This is a genomic window from Vibrio sp. 1562 (assembly GCF_033340155.1).
Lineage (GTDB): Bacteria > Pseudomonadota > Gammaproteobacteria > Enterobacterales > Vibrionaceae > Vibrio > Vibrio alginolyticus.
In genome coordinates this window covers 1-23,132 of sequence record NZ_JAWOVY010000008.1, presented here as the reverse complement: position 1 = coordinate 23,132, position 23,132 = coordinate 1, and the positions used below count along the sequence as shown (strand labels likewise).

Sequence of the window (23,132 nt, the reverse complement as noted above, 5' to 3'; positions counted from 1 at the left end):
TTTGCTTTCTCTACTTATTTCTCTTTGAGCAGGCGCAAAGAGTTAGATACAACGATAATTGAGCTTGCAGACATGCCAACTACTGCAATGTAGGGAGCCACTAAACCTGCGACCGCCAAAGGCAAAATTAACAGGTTGTAACCCAAAGACCAAGCCAAGTTTTCTCGAATAATCTTTCTTGTACGCAGTGCAAGCAAACGTGCTTCTAGTAGCTTTTCGAGATTATCCCCAAGTAACGTCATATCTGCAGAAGCTTTAGCGACATCTGTACCACCGCCCATTGCGACAGAAAGGTGAGCTCCGGCGAGAGTCGGCGCGTCATTGATTCCATCACCAACCATCATAGTGATACTGTTTTCGTCCAAGCTATTAAGGTATGCAAGCTTATCTTCTGGCTTTGCTGACGCGACGATGTGATCGATACCAATTTCATTCGCCACTGGTTGGGCGTTTGAGAGAGAATCACCAGTTAGCAGGGTTGTCTTAATTCCAGCGTCAGCAAAACGTTGAATAAAGGCTTTGCTTTCTTTTCGGATAGGGTCGCGGTAGTAAAAGCTAGCGACATGCTTGCCATCAACCGACAGATAGACCGCCTGGCTTTCACCACTTTCTTTGCCTTGAACAAAAGCAGCACTACCTATCTTAACGATTTTGCCATTCCACATACCCTCAATCCCTGAACCAATCACGTTTTGCACGTCAGACACGATAAAGTCATCATTGGTGTAAGTTGCAAAAGAACGAGCGATAGGGTGGTTTGCATGAGCCTCTAAAGCTGCAGCTAGTGATAGACAATCTTTCTGTGGGAGATCACTAAGTACCTTTGTTTCACAGATCTCAATATCACCTTTCGTTAGAGTGCCTGTTTTATCTACAACTAAGTGGTTGATCTTACATAGTGTCTCAAACACATGGCCTTTACGAAGCAAAATGCCAAAATTACCCATTCTAGAGGTAGCACAAGTGAGAGCGGTCGGAGTAGCCAGAGATAGCGCACATGGGCATGTAGCGACTAACACAGACAGCATGATCCAAAACGCATCATCTGGTTTTGTTTGATGCCAGTAAAACCAAGTACCAGCAGAGATAATAAGAATCACACCAACAAAGTAACGGGCGACAATGTCTGCAATTTCCGCAATTTTAGGTTTGGAGTGTTGAGCTTCATCTTGTAAACGCACGATGTTAGAAATCATTGAATCGGCCTTTGAGCTTACTACCTCAAGTTCAAATGATTCGTCTCCGTTTAGCGTTCCCGCATAGACGACATCGCCTTCTCGTTTCACAACGTGCACTGACTCACCCGTTAACATGGATTCATCAATATGAATACGGCCTGAAATAACTTTACCGTCAGCGGGGATATGTTCACCAGGTAGAACGCGAATACGATCGCCAACTTTTAGCGTCTTCACGGGTATCTGATCACCGTCCAGCGTTGTAGCAATTGCAGGAATCAACTTAAGAAGGTTACCACTCGCTGCAGCAGCTTTGCGACGAGCGCGCATCTCTAAGAATCGACCTACTAACAAAAAGAAGGTAAACATCGAGATAGATTCAAAGAAGACTTCGCCTTGTTCAGTTACTGTTGCAACTAAACTTGCAACATAGGCAAAGATCAACGCGATAGAAACCGGGACATCCATACCAAGGGTTCGGCCTTTGATACTGCGCCATGCGTTTAAGTAAAATGGAAGAGCGGAATAAAGCAAAACAGGAGTAGCAAAAATCAAACTTACCCAACGAAAGTAACTTTTAAACTCTGGCTCTAAATCACCAAAGACTTCGAGATACAGTGCAACGGCGAGCATCATGACCTGCATGGTTGCTAAACCTGCAATACCTAGCCGATATAGATATTGCTTCATCATTCGATGGTAAGAGGCTTCTTGCTTATCTGCTTCAAAAGGTGCAGCTTTGTAACCAAGTTTATGAATAACGGAAAGGAGCTCGCTTAACCGTACCTGAGTTTTATCCCAGGCTAGTAACGCTCGATTGGTGGTTGTATTAACACGGATAGATACCAACCCGGCCGTATTAGAAACTTGCTTTTCGATTAACCACGCACAAGCGGCACATGAAACGCCTTCCAAAGAAAGGGTTACTTCAGAAACATTTTCGCGATTTCGTACGAATTCAGATTGTACATCCGCATTGTCATAATGAATTAAAGCTTGGAGTTGCTCTGGTATTAGATCTGCCTTTTCTGCAGGCGCAGTGCGGTATTGGTAATATGATACAAGACCACTATCGACAATAGTCTGCGCCACAGTTTCGCAGCCCGGACAACACATGTCGCGAATTTCACCCAATATTTCTACTTTGAAATCCGTGTTGGCTGGTACATCTTCACCGCAGTGATAACAGGATTTACACATATGCTTACTTCATTAACGGTGTTGAAGAGGCAGGAAACTCAACTTTACCTTGGATCATCCATTGCTTGTCGTGTGGTTGTAGTTCAACAAACCATGGTCCTTGAATAGATTCCTCAGCTTTTAGTCGGTAATTACCAGATGCATCCGCTGTTACAAGCTTTGTGAAGTCACGATCAGGAAGAGTACGATGAGTGAAAGTGGCCGTTAGAGCAGGGTAATGAGGTAGCTTCCCTTTAGCGAAAACAATCACAACATTGTTATTTTCAGAGGAAATCTCAGCGTTAAGACCTAGGTCACGAGCGACATTCATTTTACTAATGTCGATATTAATGCCTTTGCCTTTTTTATAGTAATCCTCGGCGACTAAAGAAACAGAGTTGTTCGAGAAAACGACCACAGTAATCACAGTCCAAACTACGACAGTAAGAGGAAGGATGATTAGGAACCACGGCCAAAATTGTTTATACCAAGGCTTTACCATAAAAAAGTTCTCAACAGCTAAATGAAAAAATGTAAGGCGTTAAATTTAAAGGAAAGACAGCCCCTATGAAAGGGGCTGTTATTGCTATGTTACGTAATATCTCAGTTACTTACTCTCTGAGTTACTTAAACTCCAGACATATGAGGCAACAAGCTGAACTTTATCTTCACCCAAAATGTCTTTCCACGCAGGCATTACGCCTGAGCGTCCGTTCATTACGGTTTCTGTTACAGCTGCACGAGAGTCACCAAACAACCAGTCTTGGTCTGTAAGGTCAGGCGCACCGACTGCAGGGTTACCCTTACCATCGGTACCATGACAAGCTGCACACACTACGAAGCGTGCTTTACCTGCCGCGGCTTCACGAGCATTTACTTTACGACCAGATAGACTAAGTGTGTAACTTACAACTTCTTGAACACCTTGCTCACCAAGGGCATCTTTCCATGCTGGCATTTGACCAATACGGCCGTGCATGATGGTTGTAACGATCGCTGCTGGCTCGCCACCATATAGCCATGCATCATCAGTCAGGTTAGGGAAGCCTTTCTGACCACGTGCATCAGAGCCATGGCATTGAGAACAGTTTTGCAAAAACAAACGCTGACCAACTTTTAATGCTTCAGGATCTTGCGCAATTTCAGGAATTGGGCGTAGACCACTGTCATTGTGCGCAAGTTTACGGAATGCTTCGCCGAAGTAAGCGTCGGCATCATCCAGTTCTTTTGCATATTGGTTTAGTTGCTTGTTCTCTTGTGCTGCAGCGATGGCTTCTTTTGACTCTTCTAGTGAGCGAACGGTTTGAGCCGAACTCTGCCAGTTTAAAAAGCCCTTGAAGCTACCTAGACCTGGGAATAGGGCAAGGTAAACTGCTGCGAACACAAATGTGCTTACAAACAGGTAAGTCCACCACTTTGGTAGAGGGTTGTTTAGCTCGCGAATACCATCGTACTCGTGGCCCATGTCTTCCCCTTCCTCGACGCCCATTTTATCTTTAGCGCACCAAGTCAGGAGAATCGCACAGCCTACTAGCGTACCGACAGTAATCACGATAATCCAGAGACTCCAGAATGTAGTCATTACTTCTTCACTCCTTGGTTATTAGGGGTCTTTTGTTCTTCGTCAGCAAACACCAAGTTGGCATCTTCTTCAAAGCGTGCTTTACGCTTTTTACTAAATGCCCACCATACGATGCCAATAAAACTAGCGAAGAGTACAACGGTATAAATACTATGAATTGTACCGAAATCCATATGATCCCCTTACTTCATTGCATGACCAAGAGACTGAAGGTAAGCGATGATTGCATCCATCTCTGTTTTACCTTCTACTTCTTTAGCCGAATTCGCGATCTCTTCATCAGTGTATGGAACGCCGAACTGATCACGAAATAGCTCAAGTTTCTTCTGAGTTAACTTACCGTCTAAAACGTTTTCAGCTAGCCACGGGAAACCTGGCATGTTTGACTCAGGTACAAGCTCACGAGGATCTAACAGGTGAACACGGTGCCATTCGTCAGAATAACGACCACCAACACGAGCTAAATCCGGGCCTGTACGCTTAGAGCCCCAAAGGAATGGGTGTTCCCAAACACTCTCACCAGCAACAGAGTAGTGACCGTAACGTTCAGTCTCTGAGCGGAAAGGACGAACCATCTGGCTGTGACAAACGTTACAACCTTCACGGATGTAGATATCACGGCCTTCCATCTCCAAAGGAGTGTAAGCACGCAGATTTTCTACAGGTTCAGTCGTTTGCTTTTGGAAAATCAGAGGAGTGATCTCTACAAGAGCACCCCAACTGATAGCAAACACGATAAAAATAGCCAACAAACCGACATTACGTTCTAAGATTTCATGGCGATTATTAGAATTATTACTCATTCTTAAATCTCCTTATGCCGGATGTGGGATAGCTTTTAGGCTTTCTTTAGGTGCACTTACCGTTTTGTACGTGTTGTATGCCATTAGGAACATACCAGATAGGAAGATAAATCCGCCTAGGAAACGTACAAAGTAGAACGGATAAGACGCTTCTACAGATTCAACAAAACTGTAAGTTAGCGTACCGTCAGAGTTAACCGCGCGCCACATAAGACCTTGCATTACACCAGAGATCCACATCGCAACGATGTAAAGAACGGTACCGATTGTTGCTAGCCAGAAATGCACATTAACTAGACCAACAGAGTACATACGCTCTTGGCCAAATAGGCGAGGTACCAAGTGATATACAGAGCCGATAGAAACCATCGCAACCCAACCTAACGCACCAGAGTGAACGTGACCAATGGTCCAGTCTGTGTAGTGAGAAAGTGCGTTAACCGTCTTAATCGACATCATCGGGCCTTCAAAGGTAGACATACCGTAGAACGACAGTGAAACGATTAGGAAACGTAGGATAGGGTCATAACGAAGCTTATGCCATGCACCAGATAACGTCATAATACCGTTGATCATACCACCCCAAGAAGGAGCAAATAGAACCAGCGACATAACCATACCTAGAGACTGAGTCCAGTCTGGTAGCGCTGTATAATGAAGGTGGTGAGGGCCTGCCCAAATATATAGAGAAATAAGTGCCCAGAAGTGAACGATAGATAGACGGTAAGAATAAACAGGACGTTCAGCTTGTTTAGGAACGAAGTAGTACATCATACCTAGGAAACCAGCGGTCAGTAGGAAACCTACCGCATTGTGTCCATACCACCACTGAACCATCGCATCCACTGCGCCCGAGTAAATCGAGTAAGATTTACCAAGTGACACAGGAATAGCCATGCTGTTCACGATGTGAAGTACTGCTACTGTGATAATAAAGGCACCGAAGAACCAGTTTGCCACATAAATATGTGACGTGTTTCGCTTCACTAGTGTGCCGAAGAACACCACCGCATATGATACCCATACTAGCGCAATTGCGATATCAATAGGCCATTCTAGCTCAGCATACTCTTTACCCGATGTTAAACCGAGAGGCAAAGTAATGGCTGCTGCCAGGATGATTGCTTGCCAACCCCAAAAGGTGAAGGCAACGAGTGGGCCACCAAAAAGACGTGTTTGACATGTGCGCTGTACAACATAATAAGACGTTGCGAACAGAGCACTGGTACCAAACGCAAAAATTACCGCATTAGTATGCAGTGGACGTAAGCGACTGTACGTCAACCACGGCGTATCAAAGTTTAGCTGTGGCCAAACTAATTGAGCGGCAATCAAAACACCAACAGCCATACCAACTATGCCCCATAAAATGGTCACAAGGGTAAATTGGCGAACGACTGTATAGTTGTAGTTTTGTTCAAGCTGCTTTACTTGGCTCATTTGCATGCTTCCAATTTCTAATTAACTACACTTTTACTTCCAACACGACTTGCGTCGTAACACCACCCAAGTAAACTCTAGAATTCAAGTGTTATCATCACCTTATTTCCATTGCTGACTTTAATAAAAAGTGGCATTTTCAGCGTGACACTATACTTGAATTAACAATTCAATGACAGGGTAGTAACCTTACTGGACCTCTGGAAATCATTTTTTATTTAAAAAGTTTGAAGTTTGTAACAAGGATATTAGTAATTATGCCTGCACAAAAGTTAACAAAGGCGCGACTTGCACAAATCTTAATCATGCTCAGTGTTTTAATAGGCGCATTTTTCTGGCGTACCTTTACACACGAGAGTGTTAATAGCGTTGACTGTTCACAAAAAGAACGATGCGATGTAACAATTGAAGGAGAAATAATCACGATTAATCGTGACTCAATGGGAATTTCGCTCGAAACGACAGAAAGTAGCACTCTAAAAATTGATCTAAATCAATCTGGTAATTTTATCAATCTCAACGAAAAGCATAAGTCAGTAGAATGGGACATCATGCCTGAATCGAAAAAAATCACCTTTAAAAAAGGTGAAAACATTGTTGTAGTTCAATTATAAATACGATCTATCACGAGATAATCGTAACTTATTAATGAAATTAACACCTTCTTACCTAGAGAAAATTGGTTGGAATGGTATAACAGCAGAGTGATATCCAATTATAAAATCGTATGCATTGCCAATCAGTTTTTACTCATATTAAAGATGAAGACTCAGCGATAAAAACGCTCAGGTCCGAATTGACACAACAGAACTTGTCTTACGTGATGTGTTACTACACGGAAGAATACAATTTCGAGTTGATTCGAGAAGCGTTTCTTGCGCATTTTCCTGGTGTGCCTTTTCATGGCGCCAGTTCATGTCAAGCCGTAATGACAGATCAGGGCTTTCATACAGGACCAGTAATTGCGGCACTTGCTGTTTATGATACAGGTCCTCATGCTTATGGTACTGGTATTTCTAATCACAACTCAGGTGACAGCGTCACCAAGGCTTTGGATATGGCCCTTGAGAACGCAAACCGTGTAGGAGAGGTACCAAACTTAATTCTACTTCATGCTACACCAGGGCAAGAGGAATCAATCATTGCGTCTATAGATGAAAGATTTGGAACTCTAATTCCAATTATTGGTGGTTCGGCCGCTGATAATAACATCGCTGGGAAATGGTCTGTGATAACCGCCCAAGGCTCTCAAACTTCAGGTTTAAGCTTAACTCTCTTTTACTCCTCTCAACCTGTTGATATCGCTTTTAGCGCTGGGCATACACCAACTAATATCAAAGGTGTTGCAACCAAGACCAACGATAGATGCTTACTTGAAATTGATAATGAACCTGCGCTCAATGTTTATAGAAGGTGGACAAATCACCAGGATAACCAAGTAGGTAAAGATAATATGCTGTTTACAAACTCGAGTGCTTATCCATTAGGGCGGATCGCAGGTCATCTCTATGATCGCCCATATTACAAGTTATCCCATCCGATCCGTGAGACGCCAGATGGTGGAATCGAGTTGTTTACACGAATAGAAGAGGGTGACGAGCTCACATTAATGAAAGGAAGTCGTGAGCATCTCGTTGCGCGCGCTGCAAAAGTCGTCAATGCCGCTTTTAACCAAAAATTAGAAGAGTCTCGAAAAATTGGAGTGATAAATATCTTTTGCGCAGGTCCCATGTTGCACTTAATGCAAGACATGAATAGCGTTTGTGAACAAATTAACCAAGAACTAGAACATTTGCCTTTTATTTGCCCTTTTACTTTCGGCGAGCAAGGTAGATTTATTGGTGGTGAGAATGGACATGGAAACCTGATGATTTCATCGGCTATATTCCATAAACCTTATGAAAGATAAATACTTAGACATATATCAACAGGAAGCGCTTCAAGAAGCGTTAGTTGAGCTAAAGCAGGCTAGACAAAGAGAACGACTACTCGCCGATGAAAACAAGGCCATTCTTTCCGCGATATCTGCGATGAGTGAGGCAAAGAATCGGCATGAGATATTTACGGGATTAAACAATGTCCTCAAAAAGTACATCAACTTCGATGATTTTATTGTACTGACTCGTGATGGTGAACGATATCCCTTCAAGACATTGATATCAACTAATAGCGTATTTGATAATGTATCCTGGTTACACGGTAACACCTATCAAAGAGCTCTCAATGGTGAATGCATTCTACTGTTCGAGCCAGATAAACTCGCTGAGTTTGTTAACTTAAACAGCTTTATAAAAAGCCATGTAAACTCGGTCGTTTTAACTGGTATACGTTCAGAAGTAACGCAAACCGTAATCCTACTTATTGGAGCTCAGAAAGGGCACTTTAGCATAGAGAATAAGGAAACCTTGAGGCGGTTTCGTCCCTTAATTGAAAGGGCGGTCATTGATATCGAGACCAAAGAGAAGTTACAACGTATCGTTGAAGTAAGAACAACTCAGCTCGCTAAAGCAAGAGAAGAAGCAGAGCTTGCGAACCGGTCTAAGTCGGAGTTCTTAGCGATGATGAGTCATGAAATAAGAACCCCTTTAAATTCCGTTCTTGGAATGCTAGATATACTGAAGCAATCAACCTTGTCAGAAGAACAAATTGATGCTTTGAGCCAAATGGAGTGCTCTGCAGAGTTACTTCTCGCGATAATCAGTGACATTCTTGATCTTTCTAAAATCGAGTCAGGTCGCTTTCAGCTCAATGAACAATGGATTAACTTAAGAGACACTGTCACTTTTGTTATTTCTCAGCAAAAACAAATAGCTAAGAAGAAAAATCTTAAATTCAAGCTCAACTGTACTGTCACTAATGACAAACAATTTTGGATTGACTCCACGCGGTTATCTCAAATTCTGTTTAATCTAATAGGGAATGCAATAAAGTTTACAGACGAAGGTGAAGTAAAAGTTTCTGTATCTGAGCAAGATGCTGAACTTGTGATCTCAATATCTGACACTGGAATTGGTATATCTAAAGCAAAGCAAGAGCACTTGTTTACGGCATTTCATCAAGGAGACCGTTCCATCACGAGACGCTTCGGTGGTACAGGACTGGGGCTCGCAATAACCAAGCATTTAGTCGAAATGATGCGTGGAAAGATTGCCGTTAAAAGTGATGAGCATGTTGGTTCAACCTTTACGATTTCGATTCCAGTTTTGACTCGTTGTAATCAAAATCGTCCAGTTAGAATCGAAACCAATCAACCGACAAAAGCAATGGAACTTCTCGTCGTAGAAGATACCGAATCGAATCAGTTCGTAATAAAGCTTATCTTAAATAAGCTTGGCCATAATGTTCATATCGCAAGCCATGGAGCAGAGGCATTAACATTTTTAGAAGAGAATGAGGCTTTAATCGATTTGATTCTCATGGATGTCTCGATGCCAGTGATGGATGGAATTACCGCAACAAGACTTATTCGAGATAAAGGTCTCAGGACCCCAATTATAGCGTTAACTGCACATGCGCTAGAAAGCGATAGAGATAAATGCCTGGATGCTGGTATGGACGGATTCATTTCCAAGCCAGTTAGAAGACAAGATATCTTTGAAGCTATACAGTCATTTCAATAAGTAAAAAGGCGTTAATATAGATCTTAACAATCGATAGATTATTAAGATCTATATTAAGTATTTTATGGTAAATAACCATTATGTTTAATGCTAAAGCCCTTAAATTTAAAATCTGCAAGGGAATAGGAGCATACTCAGACAACATTTAGCGTACAGCAATACATAATTTAACATAACACATATAATGCGCATCAAGGAGTAAGATCTCAAAGCAATAATGTCCGGTTTTAGCTACTTTAAAATGTCCTCCTAAGATTAACAACATTGTTTGCTTTTGAGGCTTTAACCGAGGTTCCTGTGGACTTGCAATCGCTAGTTTGGTTTGTGGTTATGCTTACGAAGCAAATCAAATCTCTTATTGAAAATTGATGCGCGCTTAGTCCCCGACTTACTGGCGTGTCCTTCCGTAAGCACCTGAATCAATCTATGTATGGTGATGATGGCCAACTCACTGAATTTGCCATTCAATGGCATCACGATTACTAACTTAAGCGCTACCAAACAAAAAAGCCTTTCATACTCGCCTCGTACAACAGCAAAAATCAGCTAAACGCTCTAATCGCTCCGCAACGAAATCTGCCAAAAATCACGAGCTCAGTTGCGTTCTGAAACATTTATAAGCCTGTGGTTATATGGAGGCGAATGTACTTTTCGGGGTATTTGTAACGATAGCGTTTTCCTTTCTTCAAGTTGGACTTAACGTACCTACACACTTTTTGGTCACCACTGCTGGTTACTCTTTTTATTACTGCGTTTTTACTTTTGTGCTCCATTTCTATCATGACGTCACAATAACCTTGATAGCCATCAAACTTATTGTCTACTTTCTTTTGAAGCTTAGTCTTAATCTTTTTAGCCAACAGGTTCGTTTCTGAATCGTCAGCAAAAACTGAATTACTTGCAAAGATCAATACCATTAAAGTTACAACGTATCTCATCGTTTTGGTCCGTTTATGTTGTTGATTGTTCGATGATAAGTAATTTTTCTGTAGATACGAAAATGGGACGCCACATTGCGTCCCATTTAACATGATGAAGTAACTGATATGTAATTAAGCGCGCTTCTTGCCTTTGTTTGCTTTGAAGCCCTGGTGCGGAAAAACGTTACGAATCCTCTGTTGAACTTTTTTGGGAATGCCTTTGGAAAAGCTTAAGCGCATTCCTGTTCGTTGGCTATACACCTTCATTTCACCAGTAAACGGGTTATGCTCACTAATATCCTGTAAGTTGTGTTTGAAAGAAGGAGGTAGATGCCCTTTTACGTTACTAATATGGCCATTATCGAACTTTACTTTTAACACCGGCCTATCGACTGCGATCAACCAAAAGATCACGATGGCTGCAATTAAGATTACATATAACATTTGGCACTCCCTATCCTAGCTAGATAGCAATTTACTCAAATCCTCTTTAATTGAGGTAACTTTTTGACTCGCTTTTTCACTTCTCGACGCTTCGGAAAGCAAATATTCAATTGCGTCAGATAACGTACAACCAAGTTCATTCGCTCTACTAGAAAGCTTTTCCCAAACTCGGTAATCTAAATCAATGGATTTCTTCTTTGTATGGACTTGCTCTGCATTGAAGTGACGTTTCCGTTTCGCTCGGATAGCCTGCTTGAGTTTATTATCTAACTCTTCTGACATGTGGTTTTCTATCCAAGCTAAGACAAGTGTAGGCTCGTGTTCAAGGCGTTTTAGTTCTGCGACCGCTGCATCTGCTTCGCTTGTATCAATATGTCGGGTAATCGCTTCACCATCTTTCCATTTTTTGATGAGATACTTCCATTTCCACCCACATTCTAGATTCTCAAGCTGCTGATATTTCATTTGTTCCGACCCATAAACATAACCTAGTGACAGCGTAACCCAGATGGTTTACTTGGGCAAATAAAACTCTTAGAAGTATCGATGTTGATCACTCATTTGTCTAAGTATTGTTCATTGAGAGATGAATGCCGAGAGCAAACCAAATTGGTGCTAGGGTGTTATAGTCCGTTTCGTTATAATGTCGGCAAGATTGAATTACGATGAATTTTAATGAACCAACTTAATTGGCAAGACGTAACACCTTCACTTGAGCAGTACGAAGCACTTTTAAAGTCTGCACCTTCGTTACCAAAGAAGTCTTTTACTGATCTCCAACCGAGAATGTCGGCAACGATATCTCGTTTTTCAAAAATTTCCGGATTGACGCGAGTACTACTCATTAACTGCGTAGATAATTCTGTATATAGAGAGTTCATCAGTAAAGCTCTTCAGAGCCAGTCTAACGCTGCGATAGTTTTTTCGGAATCACTTGATGCCAAACGTTTATTTGACCGTTACAGTGTTGATGTAAGTGGTGATATTGCCTTCCAACCTGGTTTAATTTCACAGGCAGATAACGGTTACTTAATTGTACCGGCTAATCTAATTTTGGCTAACCCAGGGTTTTGGCCAAATATAAAGTCTGCAATTCAACAAAACCTTATCGAGCCACTGAACCTAAGCCCTACTCGTTTACCTACTTCAGTACCGCAAGCTAAAGCTTATGAAGTAAAACTGATTGTAACAGGAGAAAGAAGTCAGTTAGCAGAGCTAGAATACATCGATGAAGACTTCTGTTCTGGCTTTGCCATGTATACGGAAGTTGAAGAAGATATTCATCTGTCAGAGCAGAATTTGACAGATTACTTTGGTTTAGTGAACTGGATATGTTCTCAATATCAGCTGCCTCACTTAACTGAATGTGGTTTTAGAAGATTGTTGCTAGCCGGTATGAGATTTACTGAAGATCAACATTATCTGCCTTTAGGAGTAATGTGGCACTCTCAACTTCTAACGCTTGCCAGCCAGTTCAGTGATGGTCACGCATTAGATTACAAGTCGTTAGATAAAGCGATTGACGACAAGTATTACCGAGAATCTTACCTTCCTCAGCGTGCCGTGTACGATATTTTAGATGGCCAAGTCATCATTGAGACAACTGGGGAACAAGTTGGTCAAATCAATGGCCTAACCGTTATTGATATGGCTGGGCACCCTGTCAGCTATGGTGAGCCTGCACGAATATCTTGTGTGATTCATTTTGGTGATGGCGATGTTTCCGATGTTGAGCGCAAAGCTGAGCTTGGAGGCAATCTACATGCAAAAGGCATGATGATTATGCAAGCTTTCTTGAGCTCTGCTCTGAAACTGGATGAACCACTGCCTTACTCTGCCTCCATCGTATTTGAACAGTCTTATAGTGAAGTTGATGGTGACAGCGCATCTCTTGCAGAACTTTGTTGCTTGGTGAGTGCTTTATCTGAATCTCCAATTAATCAACAAGTTGCTGTTACAGGAGCTGTTGATCAGTTTGGTCGAGTGCAAGCCGTCGGTGGCTTGAACGAAAAAATTGAAGGCTTTTATCAGGTTTGTAAACATCAAGGTTTTACAGGAAATCAAGGTGTTGTGATGCCAAAATCAAACCTTAAACACCTTGCATTACATAAAGATGTAATAGAAAGCATTAAAAATGGTGAGTTCCATATTTGGTCCGTTTCTACCGTAGATGAAGCTATTCCGATTGTAATGAATAAACCTTTTAGAGGTGAAGACGATAGCATTATTGGCAAAATAGCGGAACGTATTGAAAACTTTGAAAGACATGAGCATCCAGAAGGAATTGTGCAGCGCATCAAAAACTGGTTTGTCTAGTACTGATCGGAGTTGTTTAGCGTACACGTGTTCACTAAGATGCAGCTATCAAAAATTGGAGTAATTGATAATGCAAAACAAACGTGATTCTTATAACCGTGACGATCTACTTGCTTCTAGCCAAGGCGAACTGTTTGGGCCTGGTTACCCTCAGCTTCCTGCGCCAAACATGCTAATGATGGATCGTGTTACTAAAATGTCTGAGACTGAAGGCGATTTTGGTAAAGGTTTGATCTTGGCGGAATTGGATATTACTCCAGATTTGTGGTTCTTTGACTGCCACTTCCCTGGCGACCCTGTAATGCCGGGTTGTCTTGGCCTTGATGCGATGTGGCAACTTGTTGGTTTCTTCCTTGGCTGGGTTGGTGGCAAAGGAAAAGGTCGTGCTCTGGGTGTTGGCGAAGTGAAGTTTACAGGTCAGATCCTGCCAACAGCGAAAAAAGTGACGTACGAAATCCACATGAAACGCGTTGTAAACCGTAAGCTTGTGATGGGTTTGGCTGACGGTCGTGTATGTGTGGACGGCAAAGAAATCTACGTAGCAAAAGATTTGAAAGTTGGCTTGTTCCAAGATACTTCAAGCTTCTAATCACGATTTTAATCGATTTATTAAGGCTCCTAGTTAGGAGCCTTTTTGTTATCGAGTGTTAACCTACTTCCCTATGTCCCTATAATGTAGAAAAGGCTCCGTAGAGCCCTTTCGAATCCTTCTTTTTGTATGTGGAGAGTTTATTTGTAGAGACCAGATTGTCTTTCATCTCTGGCATCACGCCAACCACCTAACCAATACGACCGAGCATCAACTTGTTGATATGGGCAAGCCTCTTGAGACCTTCCATTCAACCCAGCTTTGTAGCCTTGAGATTGAGCTCGTTCTAGGCGATCACGCTTTTGTCTCTTCATAGTTAATTCCTCATACAGGTCCATTTACTAACGTACAGCTGTTATTGTGAAACTTTGATGGAGTTTTTATGACTCCACTTATAAGAATCGATCAAAGTAGGCAATTTCTCAAGGCATAAAAAAAGCAGAGACTCAAATGTGTGAGCCTCTGCTTGATTTAAAAATTACTGACGATTTTTAACTATTTTCTACGGAACCCAAACAATCCAAGCATGGTCAAAGCTAACCAACCAAGACCTGCACCTTGACGCTCTGTCGTCGTTGAGTCAATGCTTCGAGATACGATGTCGTCCTTCGTTGCGTCAGCAATAGGTACTAGTTTGACGGCTACAATTTGCTCTTCAGAGCTACATGTCGCATTGTTTGCTGTTGTGCTATAACCACCTGCACATTTCATAGCAGTACCAGAGATCACACCTGCATCATTGATATCAGTTGCGTCGATAATACGAAACTGATTGTTTTGTTCAGAGTAATCACCGCCATTAGTCAAACTGTCTAGGAACCAAGCTTTTCCATTAAACAATGTTGCAGCACGTTCACTAGTCTCGCCACCTAGGCTATATGGATAGATAAAACCGCGCTTACGACGTGGCTTGCCATCGTCTTCACGAGTCGTTTCTGCATCAAGTTGCCCGACGATCTCATTGTAAGAGTTGATACCGCCCATCTTACCGCCCGCACCGCTAAAGAAAATGCCAGTAGTTGGGTAAAAAGCGCTAATAGAATCCTTACGAACATCATCTACGATAAAGAGACGATTCGGAGCAGAGCCCGTTGGCATTAAGTATCCGCCCGAACGTTTCGCTTCACCAATAGCAACAAAATTAGAGTTAACGTCGGTTAAGCGTGAGTTTGTATGAACCGTATCATCACCTTCGCGCTGTCTAGCTCCTACAACAACTTTATTTTTCCAAGTTGCGTTTTCAACGCTACCTTCGGCTTCTAGAGTTCCGACAAAGACGGTCGCATTCAGGTAGTTATCATCACTGTAAGTGTTGTAACCTACGCCATAGACCGTTGTTCCATCAGTGACAAGGTCACGCATGCTCCCTTGAGCTAACCTTTCTCCATCTTTAGATGTGCCACTAGGCCAAGCCAATTCACTGACGGTTCCGCTTTGATCCCAAATCGCTGCTTTTGATGTGTGGTGAGATCCATTGGTATTGCTTGCTGTTCGAGAAACACTGCCAACAGTAAAAATGCCGTCTGTGCTCCAAGCATGGCTTTGCACAACACTTGCGTCATTATCGCCAGTAAGAATATTTGGCTCTACTGGTGCAACTACGGTATTTCGTGTTTCTAATGTAGAAGCATTTTCTGTGCTAACTTTACTCTGATTACCGACAGCTGCACCATCCTCGGTAAGCTGGTTGATAACATTGTTATATTCATTTTTATAAGCAGCAGAATCTTCTTCTATGAACGCTAACGCATTAGAAGTAAAGTCTTTACTACGTTCTTTATTCCACGGCGTCCAGTTTACTGAAGCCCAAGAGTCACAGGTGGAATAGCGAAGCTGGTTGTAACAGTAACGCTCAAAGTCTTTGAGTTCTTGGATGTAATAAAAGCCAGCGTCTAATCCGAATGGGATTTCTTCACGATAGCTGTTCCCATCCACGGCTTGTGTCGCTGAAATCGGTGTAGTGCGAGTTTCCATTGCAAGTTTAAACTGCTCTGGCGTGCAGTTTGCTGCTGCATCAAAGCAGCCTAAAGCGAAAGGTGAACCTGTTGAAGGATCTGTACCTGCATCGCCCTGTTGAATTGCAACCCCGTAAGCCGTTTGGTAGTCACCGTTTGAACCATGATCCTGAGGTGAAACCTCAACAACTTGATACAATGCCGCCTGTGCGTTCATTGTGGTACCAACCATCATTGCAATGGCGGTCAATTTGAATTTATTACTACAATTCATTGAATTCTTAACTATCCTGTTGCATTGCTTCGAGTTCTTCCCATCTCTCGAATGCGATTTCCAACTCCTGCTCTAGTGCAGCAAGCTGTTCCAATACCGGCTGAGTTTGCTCTACAGGTTTAGCAAAGAACTCTGGATCGTTCACTTGCTCCTGAAGGCTCTCGATATCCGACTCTAATTGTTCAAGTTTAGCTGGTAGAGCCTCTAATTCTCTTTGCAGCTTATACGATAACTTCTTCGAATTGTTCTTAGGTTGCGTAGTTTTGGGAGTTTCCTCAACCACTTTCTCTTTCTTCGTTGGCTTTTCAACCTGACTGCGCGAAGCAAGAACTTGGTCACGCTGCTGTTTAGCATCATGATAACCACCAACGAACTCTTCGATTATACCGTTACCCTCAAAAATCCAGCTGGTTGTCACTGTGTTGTCTACGAACTCACGGTCGTGACTCACTAACAATAATGTACCCTGATAATTGGCAAGCATTTCTTCTAAAAGTTCCAACGTTTCGATATCCAAATCGTTAGTTGGTTCATCAAGAATAAGTAAGTTGTTTGGTTTCAACAAGATACGGGCTAGCAATAATCGGTTTTTCTCACCACCAGAAAGTGCCTTAACCGGGGTTCTGGCGCGCTTAGGTGCAAATAAGAAGTCTTGAAGGTAACTCAGCGCATGACGCTGACGCCCCCCAACCATTACTTCTTGTTTCCCATCCGCTAAGTTATCGATCACTGTCTTTTCTGGATCCAAAATCTCTCGGTACTGATCAAAGTACGCGACTTCTAATTTTGTTCCGCAGTGTAAACGACCAGACTGCGCTTCCAATTGCCCTAGTAGCAATTTAAGTACCGTACTCTTACCGCAGCCATTTGGTCCGATAAGTGCAATACGGTCACCACGCATGATGTTAAAGCTAAAGTCGTCGACAATTGTCTTACCTTCGTAAGCAAAAGATACATTTTCTGCTTCAAATACAATCTTACCTGAACGAGAAGCATCATCGATATTTAGGTTAACTTTACCTTGAACTTCACGACGGTCACGACGCTCTTCACGAAGTTTTTTAAGGGCTCGAACACGGCCTTCATTACGAGTACGACGTGCTTTAATGCCTTGACGAATCCACACTTCTTCCTGAGCTAGTTTCTTATCGAACTCAGCATTTTGCATTTCTTCGACGCGAAGCATTTCTTCTTTGTCATTCAAATACTGTTCGTAATTACCAGGGAAAGAAGCTAATTGACCGCGATCTAAGTCAACGATGCGTGTCGCCATCGACTTGATGAATGCACGGTCGTGAGAAATAAAGATGATCGAGCCTTTGAAGTCTTTTAAGAAGTTCTCTAACCATTCGATCGTTGTCACATCGAGATGGTTTGTTGGTTCATCAAGAAGCAATACATCAGGATCACAAACCAGCGCACGAGCTAAAGCAGCTTTACGTTGCCAGCCACCGGATAGATCGGTCAGTTTGGTTTCTGGGCTTAGTTTTAAAGCGCCAAGTACGTTCTTAACACGGTCATCAAAGCGCCAAGCGTTAGAATGATCAAGTTGCTCTTGAACTTTCGCCAAACGGTTAATGTTCTTCTCACTTGGGTCTTGAGCAACAAGATCGAGAAAATCGTGATAGATCTTCAATTGTTCGCCGATTTCAGCCAAACCGCCAGATACGTATTCGTAAACCGTACCCTCTTGATTGCGCGGTGGATCTTGTTCAAGCCGAGAAACTACTACGTCTTGAGTTATTTGAATCTTGCCATCATCCAACAAAATGTCGCCGGCAAGCACTTTCATTAACGTGGACTTACCTGCTCCGTTACGACCAACTAAACAAACGCGTTCGTTTTCTTGAAGAGCGAACTCCGCTTTGTCTAGCAATGGGTGGTCACCAAATGCAAGTTGTGCGTTATGAATGGTAAGTAATGCCATTATTATCCAACCAATGTGTGAGTTGTTCTAAGTCAAACGGCCAGTTCAACTCAGAATCTTGATATTTTAATACGGGTATTGTGACGCCGTAACGAGAAAATAGTACATCATCGAACGCAATATCGATGATATCTGTTTGCTCGGCCAAACCGACTTGGTCTACTAGAGCAAATGCCATCTCACAAAGATGGCATCCCTCCGTGCTATACAATATCAGCACGTATTAATCCTTTTGTTTATACTACGCGTGCGTTACTAGCCAACAGTTATGAATCTGTTTATTACGCGTAAAATCTAATGGTAACGTTTGAGAAGAAATATTCTGAGCCTTCAAACCCAATTCAGCGAGTGATTCTTCATCCATCTTGAAATGACGTTTGTTATTTGAAAATACGATTGTGCCTTCACTTCTCAGTAAACGTTTGAGATTCTTCATCAGCTTAATGTGGTCACGTTGTACATCGAATGATGTTTCCATACGCTTAGAGTTAGAGAACGTAGGTGGGTCAATAAAGATCAAGTCGTACTCACCTTCTGCGTTTTCTAGCCATTGCAAACAGTCCGCTTGTTCATATTTATGTTGGCGCCCTACACAGCCATTAAGCTGCATATTGTCTTTCGCCCAATTCAAGTAGGTGTTTGACATATCGACAGTTGTAGTGGACCGCGCACCACCAACTGCAGCGTGCACTGTTGCACTACCAGTGTAAGCAAACAAGTTAAGGAAATCTTTACCCTGTGCCATTTCGCCAAGACGACGACGAGTGATCTTATGATCCAAGAACAGGCCTGTGTCTAGGTAGTCATGGAGGTTCACGATCAGCTTCACACCGTACTCGTTTACTTCGAGCGTCTCTGATACCTGACCTAATTTTTGGTACTGGCTTCGACCTTTCTGCTTCTCACGAACTTTCAGTACAACTTTGTTCGCTTCGACACCGGTCACCTGAATCGTCGCACGGATAATGTCCGTTAGACGACGCTTGGCTTTTTCTTCAGGGATGTTCTTAGGTGCTGCGTACTCTTGAATCACAATTTGATCGCCGTACACGTCGATCGCTACGTTGTATTCTGGAAGGTCTGCATCGTAGATACGATAGCAGTCTAGTTTCTCTTTACGCGCCCACTTGCCAATCTTGCCAATGTTTTTCTTCAAACGGTTTGAGAAGTCTGGTGCGATTTGAACGTTAGTATCTGCACCTTTAACTTCATCAGCGCTGCGCTCGGCAATGCTGTAGTTCTTTTGGTGACACGGTAACGCACCGTTGTTCAATTTAAACTGTTTATCAGCGCGCATACGAAGGCAACTCAAGAGCTCGTCTGAGCTAGAGAAGATAGATGCTTTACATCCGCCAAACTCAGATTTTAGCTGTCCACCGAATGCGGTATATAGCGCAATCAGCCCCGGCTCAGTTCCTAGACGCTCACCGTAAGGTGGGTTTGAAACGATAACACCGTGTTCAAATCCTGCGGGACGAGTAATAGTTGCAGCATCACCTTGCGCAAACTCAATCAACTCTTCAACACCTGCTCTGCGGGCGTTTTCTTGAGCAACTTTTAATACTTTGGAGTCGTTATCGAATCCAAAAAACTTAGCGTCAACTTTCTTGACACCTCGTCTAGCTTGAACATTAGCCTCTGATTTAATCTCAGCCCAGGTCTCCGGTTCAAAATCTTCCAAAACTTCGAAGCCCCATTGTTTGCGCTTAACGCCAGGTGCCATGTTGGCTGCCATCATTGCCGCTTCAATAAGCAAAGTACCAGAACCACACATTGGATCGAGTAATGGTTGATGCCCATCCCAGCCACAACGCATGATAATCGCAGAAGCAAGCGTTTCACGTAATGGCGCACGACCCGATTCTGGTCGATAACCACGCTGATGAAGACCACTACCTACCATGTCTATCCCAAGCAACGCTTTATCTTTATGCAAACGAACGTGAATACGAATATCTGGGCGTTCTTTGCTGATATTAGGACGTGGCAAGTCTTTATTCTCAAAGCAATCTACGATGCCATCTTTGACCTTCATAGCTCCGTATTGGCTATTTCTAATCTCACGGTTTGTGCCGTTAAAGTCCACAACAAAGCGTTTAGAGCTATGAAATTGGTTAACCCAGTTAATAGTGGAAGTGGATAGATACAAGTCCATGTCGTTGTTACACGTGAACTCAGATAAAACACGTACAAATCGAGACGCTAAACGGCTCCACAAACAACAGCGATAAACCTGTTCGTTTGTCGCTTTAAATTTTACGCCTGCCTGTACTGGTTTCGCATTTTCAATGCCTAGTTTAGTCAGTTCTTCAACAAGCAAATTTTCCATGCCATTTGAAGTTACCGCGAGATATTGATTCATAGTGTTCTTTCGCTGATAAAAAATGGCTTCAATTATACCTGACTTTACGATCAATGCCTCGTTTTTAAAGGTATTTTCCCACCCGTTAGTTCAAATCATCACCACTCAAATGATCTAAAACTTTCAACATCTTTAGTTTGAATGTTTTTCATTCATGAACGTATTTTGTTTCCTTTAGAAGAAGTGAATACTTATTTACATGCATTTTGGTATATACCAGTCGTGATTGGTTGATGTAAATTACTTACAAATGCCCTTTATAGGGGAATAAATAGGGTTGTTTTAGGCGCTAGGTTGCCTAATTAAAGGAGTAATCAAATTGAAATAAGTAAAATAAAAGTGACCAGCTTCATGTTTGCATGCATAGAAAACAAACAGTTTCATGGTCTTTCGGATTGGAGTGTCAGAGGAAAGGACAAAAAAAATCGACCCAATAAGGTCGATTAAGGCAAACAAAGGAACGAAATAAAGAAAAATTAAACCGCTTTAACCCACCATTGCCATAGGGGTCATTGCAAAGAGGTGATTTGCACAAGCCATGCGATCATGCATTACTTTAATCGGCTGCCCAAATTGAAGCGCCTTATTGCCATCAAGAACAAAGGCTTCTTGGTTAACATAAGCACATAAGCTCGATGTTTCGCCTGGTTCTAGAACGATGAACATACCATCAGAATATTGATTTGTGAGAAAGACCATGTCCCCTTCTTGAGGTTCATAATCAGAGGACTGTGCATCGAAGAACCAGCTCTTAGGCTGTACAGGTTTATGAAAACGCTTTGCAGCAACACAATACAGCGTTAATTCAGCTTGGCGATATTCACTGATATCGAGACAGCGAATGCGCTCATTAAACGTTTGAAATGCGCTGGCGTCATCAACGGTAAATTCACTGTTTGAGAAGGCACAGTTAACCAACAATTTTCGGGATAGATTGGTTTGGAAAATCATTTCCTCCCCCAGATCCAGCATTAAGCAAGCTTTTTGCTCGTCAAAATACCAATTCCATTTGTCGCTGGGTTTAAGCATTATTCCGTTCTCTCTTGACTAGTTAAATCAGTGGTAAAGAGGTAAGACGCTTAATTACCTACTCGTGATTTTTAAATTCTACAAACGAACGGATAAAAAAAAAGAGGAAACAAAGTCCTCTTTTTTATGTAACAGGTACTGATTTTTCAGTAGTTTTTGATGTATATGTTAAAGATTCTTAACAATATCACGTACGAGACCTGGGCCGTGGTAAATAAAGCCAGTGTAGACTTGAACAAGCTTAGCGCCTGCCATGATCTTTTCTTTGGCTGCAACATAGGAATCTACACCACCAACACCGATAATTGGAAGTTTGTCTCCAAGCTCTTCATGAAGCTTACGTACGACCTCCGTAGAGCGTGATTGCACAGGGCGACCACTCAAGCCACCTGCCTCATTGGCGTGTTTCATCCCTTCTACGATCGTGCGATCCAAAGTTGTGTTAGTCGCGATCACACCATCTATATTGTTTTTCAATAAAGAATCGCAAATTTGGCAGATTTCATCGTCACTTAAATCTGGCGCAATCTTTAATGCTAACGGGACGTACTTGTTGTACTTCTCTGATAACTCCGCTTGTTTCGCCTTTAATTCGGAAAGCAGTTCATCAAGGGCTTCACCATATTGAAGTGAACGAAGACCTGGAGTGTTTGGCGATGAGATGTTTACTGCAATATAGCCAGCATACTCATACACTTTTTCCATACAAATCAGGTAGTCCTCTGCCCCTTTCTCAATTGGCGTATCTTTATTTTTACCGATATTAATTCCGAGAACACAATTGAATTTTGCTCGTTTAACATTCTCGATCAAATTATCAACGCCTAGGTTATTAAAGCCCATGCGGTTGATGATCCCTTCTGCTTCCACTAAACGGAATAGGCGTGGTTTATCATTACCTGGTTGTGGTCGTGGCGTTACAGTGCCGACTTCGACAAAGCCAAAGCCCATGGCATCAAATGCTTCAATACATTCGCCGTTTTTATCTAAACCAGCCGCAAGACCAACAGGGTTACGGAATGTTAGACCCATACACTCAACTGGACGAGTTGGTAACTGTTGGCGGTAAAAGAGATCAAGTGGTGTGCCGTTAAAGCGTTGGAAGTTCTTGATTGCAAGATCATGTGCCTTCTCGGCATCGAGTTGGAAAAAGCCAGTTCTGGCTAGACGGTAAAGCATTGTGCCTCCGAAAGAAAAAAGCCCCGTATAAACGGGACAATATTATTTACCGTTTTTCATCGTAATTCAATGAAAATGAACGTAATAAGTAAAAACCTATATCTTTATAAGATTTTCAAATATAAAACAAACAATTACAATCAAGTTTCTGCGATAAAAATCGTAACTAACCGCTTAAAAGCAATCGATTTCACTCTGTTTTAATTTCAACTCAATGTGACAATGTAACTATTTTCGTTCCAAATGTGAATAATAGATAGTAAATTACCACCTTCTAAAGAAGGTGGCTTTGTGTGAGCCCCCTAAAAGGGGGCCTTTGTTTAGTCCAGCGCCAA

21 protein-coding genes are annotated in these 23,132 nt (G+C 42.3%); 5 read left to right on the top strand and 16 right to left on the bottom strand.

The genetic code is table 11. The annotated features are described in order from the left end of the window. Positions 1–14: 14 nt before the first annotated feature. The 6 genes from R7Z49_RS10450 to ccoN all read right to left on the bottom strand — a co-directional run bounded on the left by R7Z49_RS10450 (position 15) and on the right by ccoN (position 6,182). A complete protein-coding gene (locus R7Z49_RS10450; RefSeq protein WP_186584252.1) occupies positions 15–2,378 on the bottom strand; it encodes a heavy metal translocating P-type ATPase in 2,364 nt (787 codons plus the stop codon). 4 nt (positions 2,379–2,382) lie between these two features. After that, positions 2,383–2,859: a FixH family protein gene (locus R7Z49_RS10445; protein ID WP_005377489.1), complete on the bottom strand. Its 477-nt coding sequence runs from the start codon at positions 2,857–2,859 to the stop codon at positions 2,383–2,385. A gap of 105 nt (positions 2,860–2,964) precedes the next feature. Beyond that, positions 2,965–3,939 (bottom strand): cytochrome-c oxidase, cbb3-type subunit III, encoded by a 975-nt coding sequence (gene ccoP / locus R7Z49_RS10440; protein WP_005377487.1) that lies wholly within the window; start codon positions 3,937–3,939, stop codon positions 2,965–2,967. After that, complete coding sequence (locus R7Z49_RS10435; RefSeq protein WP_005377485.1) at positions 3,939–4,112, bottom strand: cbb3-type cytochrome oxidase subunit 3; 174 nt, start codon at positions 4,110–4,112, stop codon at positions 3,939–3,941. The genes ccoP and R7Z49_RS10435 overlap by 1 nt, the downstream gene beginning before the upstream one ends. A 9-nt stretch (positions 4,113–4,121) precedes the next feature. Next, positions 4,122–4,742 (bottom strand): cytochrome-c oxidase, cbb3-type subunit II, encoded by a 621-nt coding sequence (gene ccoO, locus R7Z49_RS10430; protein WP_005377475.1) that lies wholly within the window; start codon positions 4,740–4,742, stop codon positions 4,122–4,124. Between the two features lie 12 nt (positions 4,743–4,754). Continuing rightward, on the bottom strand, positions 4,755–6,182 hold the full coding sequence (gene ccoN / locus R7Z49_RS10425; RefSeq protein ID WP_005396488.1) for a cytochrome-c oxidase, cbb3-type subunit I: 1,428 nt from the start codon (positions 6,180–6,182) through the stop codon (positions 4,755–4,757). A 257-nt stretch (positions 6,183–6,439) separates the two neighbouring features. Between ccoN and R7Z49_RS10420 the strand changes: the two genes are divergently transcribed. The 3 genes from R7Z49_RS10420 to R7Z49_RS10410 all read left to right on the top strand — a co-directional run bounded on the left by R7Z49_RS10420 (position 6,440) and on the right by R7Z49_RS10410 (position 9,802). Continuing rightward, positions 6,440–6,796: a hypothetical protein gene (locus R7Z49_RS10420; protein WP_005377473.1), complete on the top strand. Its 357-nt coding sequence runs from the start codon at positions 6,440–6,442 to the stop codon at positions 6,794–6,796. Between the two features lie 113 nt (positions 6,797–6,909). After that, positions 6,910–8,091 carry an FIST signal transduction protein gene (locus tag R7Z49_RS10415; protein ID WP_017634895.1) on the top strand — a complete coding sequence of 394 codons (1,182 nt, stop codon included), beginning with the start codon at positions 6,910–6,912 and terminating at the stop codon, positions 8,089–8,091. Next, the gene (locus tag R7Z49_RS10410) at positions 8,081–9,802 is read left to right on the top strand and encodes an ATP-binding protein (protein WP_132937252.1); all 1,722 of its coding nucleotides are present in this window, start codon (positions 8,081–8,083) and stop codon (positions 9,800–9,802) included. The genes R7Z49_RS10415 and R7Z49_RS10410 overlap by 11 nt, the downstream gene beginning before the upstream one ends. A 614-nt stretch (positions 9,803–10,416) precedes the next feature. Here R7Z49_RS10410 and R7Z49_RS10405 read toward each other — a convergent pair. The 3 genes from R7Z49_RS10405 to matP form a co-directional block, all read right to left on the bottom strand. Next, positions 10,417–10,740, bottom strand: a complete 324-nt coding sequence (locus R7Z49_RS10405; RefSeq protein ID WP_025766620.1) for a hypothetical protein — start codon at positions 10,738–10,740, stop codon at positions 10,417–10,419. Between the two features lie 114 nt (positions 10,741–10,854). After that, positions 10,855–11,166, bottom strand: a complete 312-nt coding sequence (locus R7Z49_RS10400) for a DUF3634 family protein (protein WP_005377468.1) — start codon at positions 11,164–11,166, stop codon at positions 10,855–10,857. A 15-nt stretch (positions 11,167–11,181) separates the two neighbouring features. Then, the gene (matP, locus tag R7Z49_RS10395; RefSeq protein ID WP_005396497.1) at positions 11,182–11,631 is read right to left on the bottom strand and encodes a macrodomain Ter protein MatP; all 450 of its coding nucleotides are present in this window, start codon (positions 11,629–11,631) and stop codon (positions 11,182–11,184) included. Between the two features lie 210 nt (positions 11,632–11,841). Between matP and R7Z49_RS10390 the strand changes: the two genes are divergently transcribed. Both R7Z49_RS10390 and fabA read left to right on the top strand, forming a co-directional pair. After that, positions 11,842–13,482, top strand: a complete 1,641-nt coding sequence (locus R7Z49_RS10390; protein WP_318111624.1) for a Lon protease family protein — start codon at positions 11,842–11,844, stop codon at positions 13,480–13,482. 70 nt (positions 13,483–13,552) lie between these two features. Further along, positions 13,553–14,071, top strand: a complete 519-nt coding sequence (fabA, locus tag R7Z49_RS10385; RefSeq protein WP_005390081.1) for a bifunctional 3-hydroxydecanoyl-ACP dehydratase/trans-2-decenoyl-ACP isomerase — start codon at positions 13,553–13,555, stop codon at positions 14,069–14,071. A gap of 140 nt (positions 14,072–14,211) precedes the next feature. Here fabA and rmf read toward each other — a convergent pair whose 3' ends face one another. The 7 genes from rmf to pyrD form a co-directional block, all read right to left on the bottom strand. Beyond that, complete coding sequence (rmf, locus tag R7Z49_RS10380) at positions 14,212–14,385, bottom strand: ribosome modulation factor (protein WP_005377453.1); 174 nt, start codon at positions 14,383–14,385, stop codon at positions 14,212–14,214. Positions 14,386–14,566: 181 nt separating this feature from the next. After that, positions 14,567–16,300 (bottom strand): DUF3466 family protein, encoded by a 1,734-nt coding sequence (locus tag R7Z49_RS10375; RefSeq protein WP_186584249.1) that lies wholly within the window; start codon positions 16,298–16,300, stop codon positions 14,567–14,569. A gap of 7 nt (positions 16,301–16,307) precedes the next feature. Next, positions 16,308–18,227, bottom strand: coding sequence for an ABC transporter ATP-binding protein (locus R7Z49_RS10370; protein WP_186584247.1), 1,920 nt, complete (start codon positions 18,225–18,227; stop codon positions 16,308–16,310). Beyond that, positions 18,205–18,447: a glutaredoxin family protein gene (locus R7Z49_RS10365; protein ID WP_017821808.1), complete on the bottom strand. Its 243-nt coding sequence runs from the start codon at positions 18,445–18,447 to the stop codon at positions 18,205–18,207. The genes R7Z49_RS10370 and R7Z49_RS10365 overlap by 23 nt, the downstream gene beginning before the upstream one ends. 21 nt (positions 18,448–18,468) lie before the next feature. Further along, the gene (rlmKL, locus tag R7Z49_RS10360) at positions 18,469–20,589 is read right to left on the bottom strand and encodes a bifunctional 23S rRNA (guanine(2069)-N(7))-methyltransferase RlmK/23S rRNA (guanine(2445)-N(2))-methyltransferase RlmL (protein ID WP_318111623.1); all 2,121 of its coding nucleotides are present in this window, start codon (positions 20,587–20,589) and stop codon (positions 18,469–18,471) included. 486 nt (positions 20,590–21,075) lie between these two features. Next, positions 21,076–21,618, bottom strand: coding sequence for a cell division protein ZapC (locus R7Z49_RS10355; RefSeq protein ID WP_005377444.1), 543 nt, complete (start codon positions 21,616–21,618; stop codon positions 21,076–21,078). A gap of 168 nt (positions 21,619–21,786) precedes the next feature. Next, complete coding sequence (gene pyrD, locus R7Z49_RS10350; RefSeq protein WP_017634281.1) at positions 21,787–22,797, bottom strand: quinone-dependent dihydroorotate dehydrogenase; 1,011 nt, start codon at positions 22,795–22,797, stop codon at positions 21,787–21,789. Positions 22,798–23,132 lie beyond the last annotated feature (335 nt).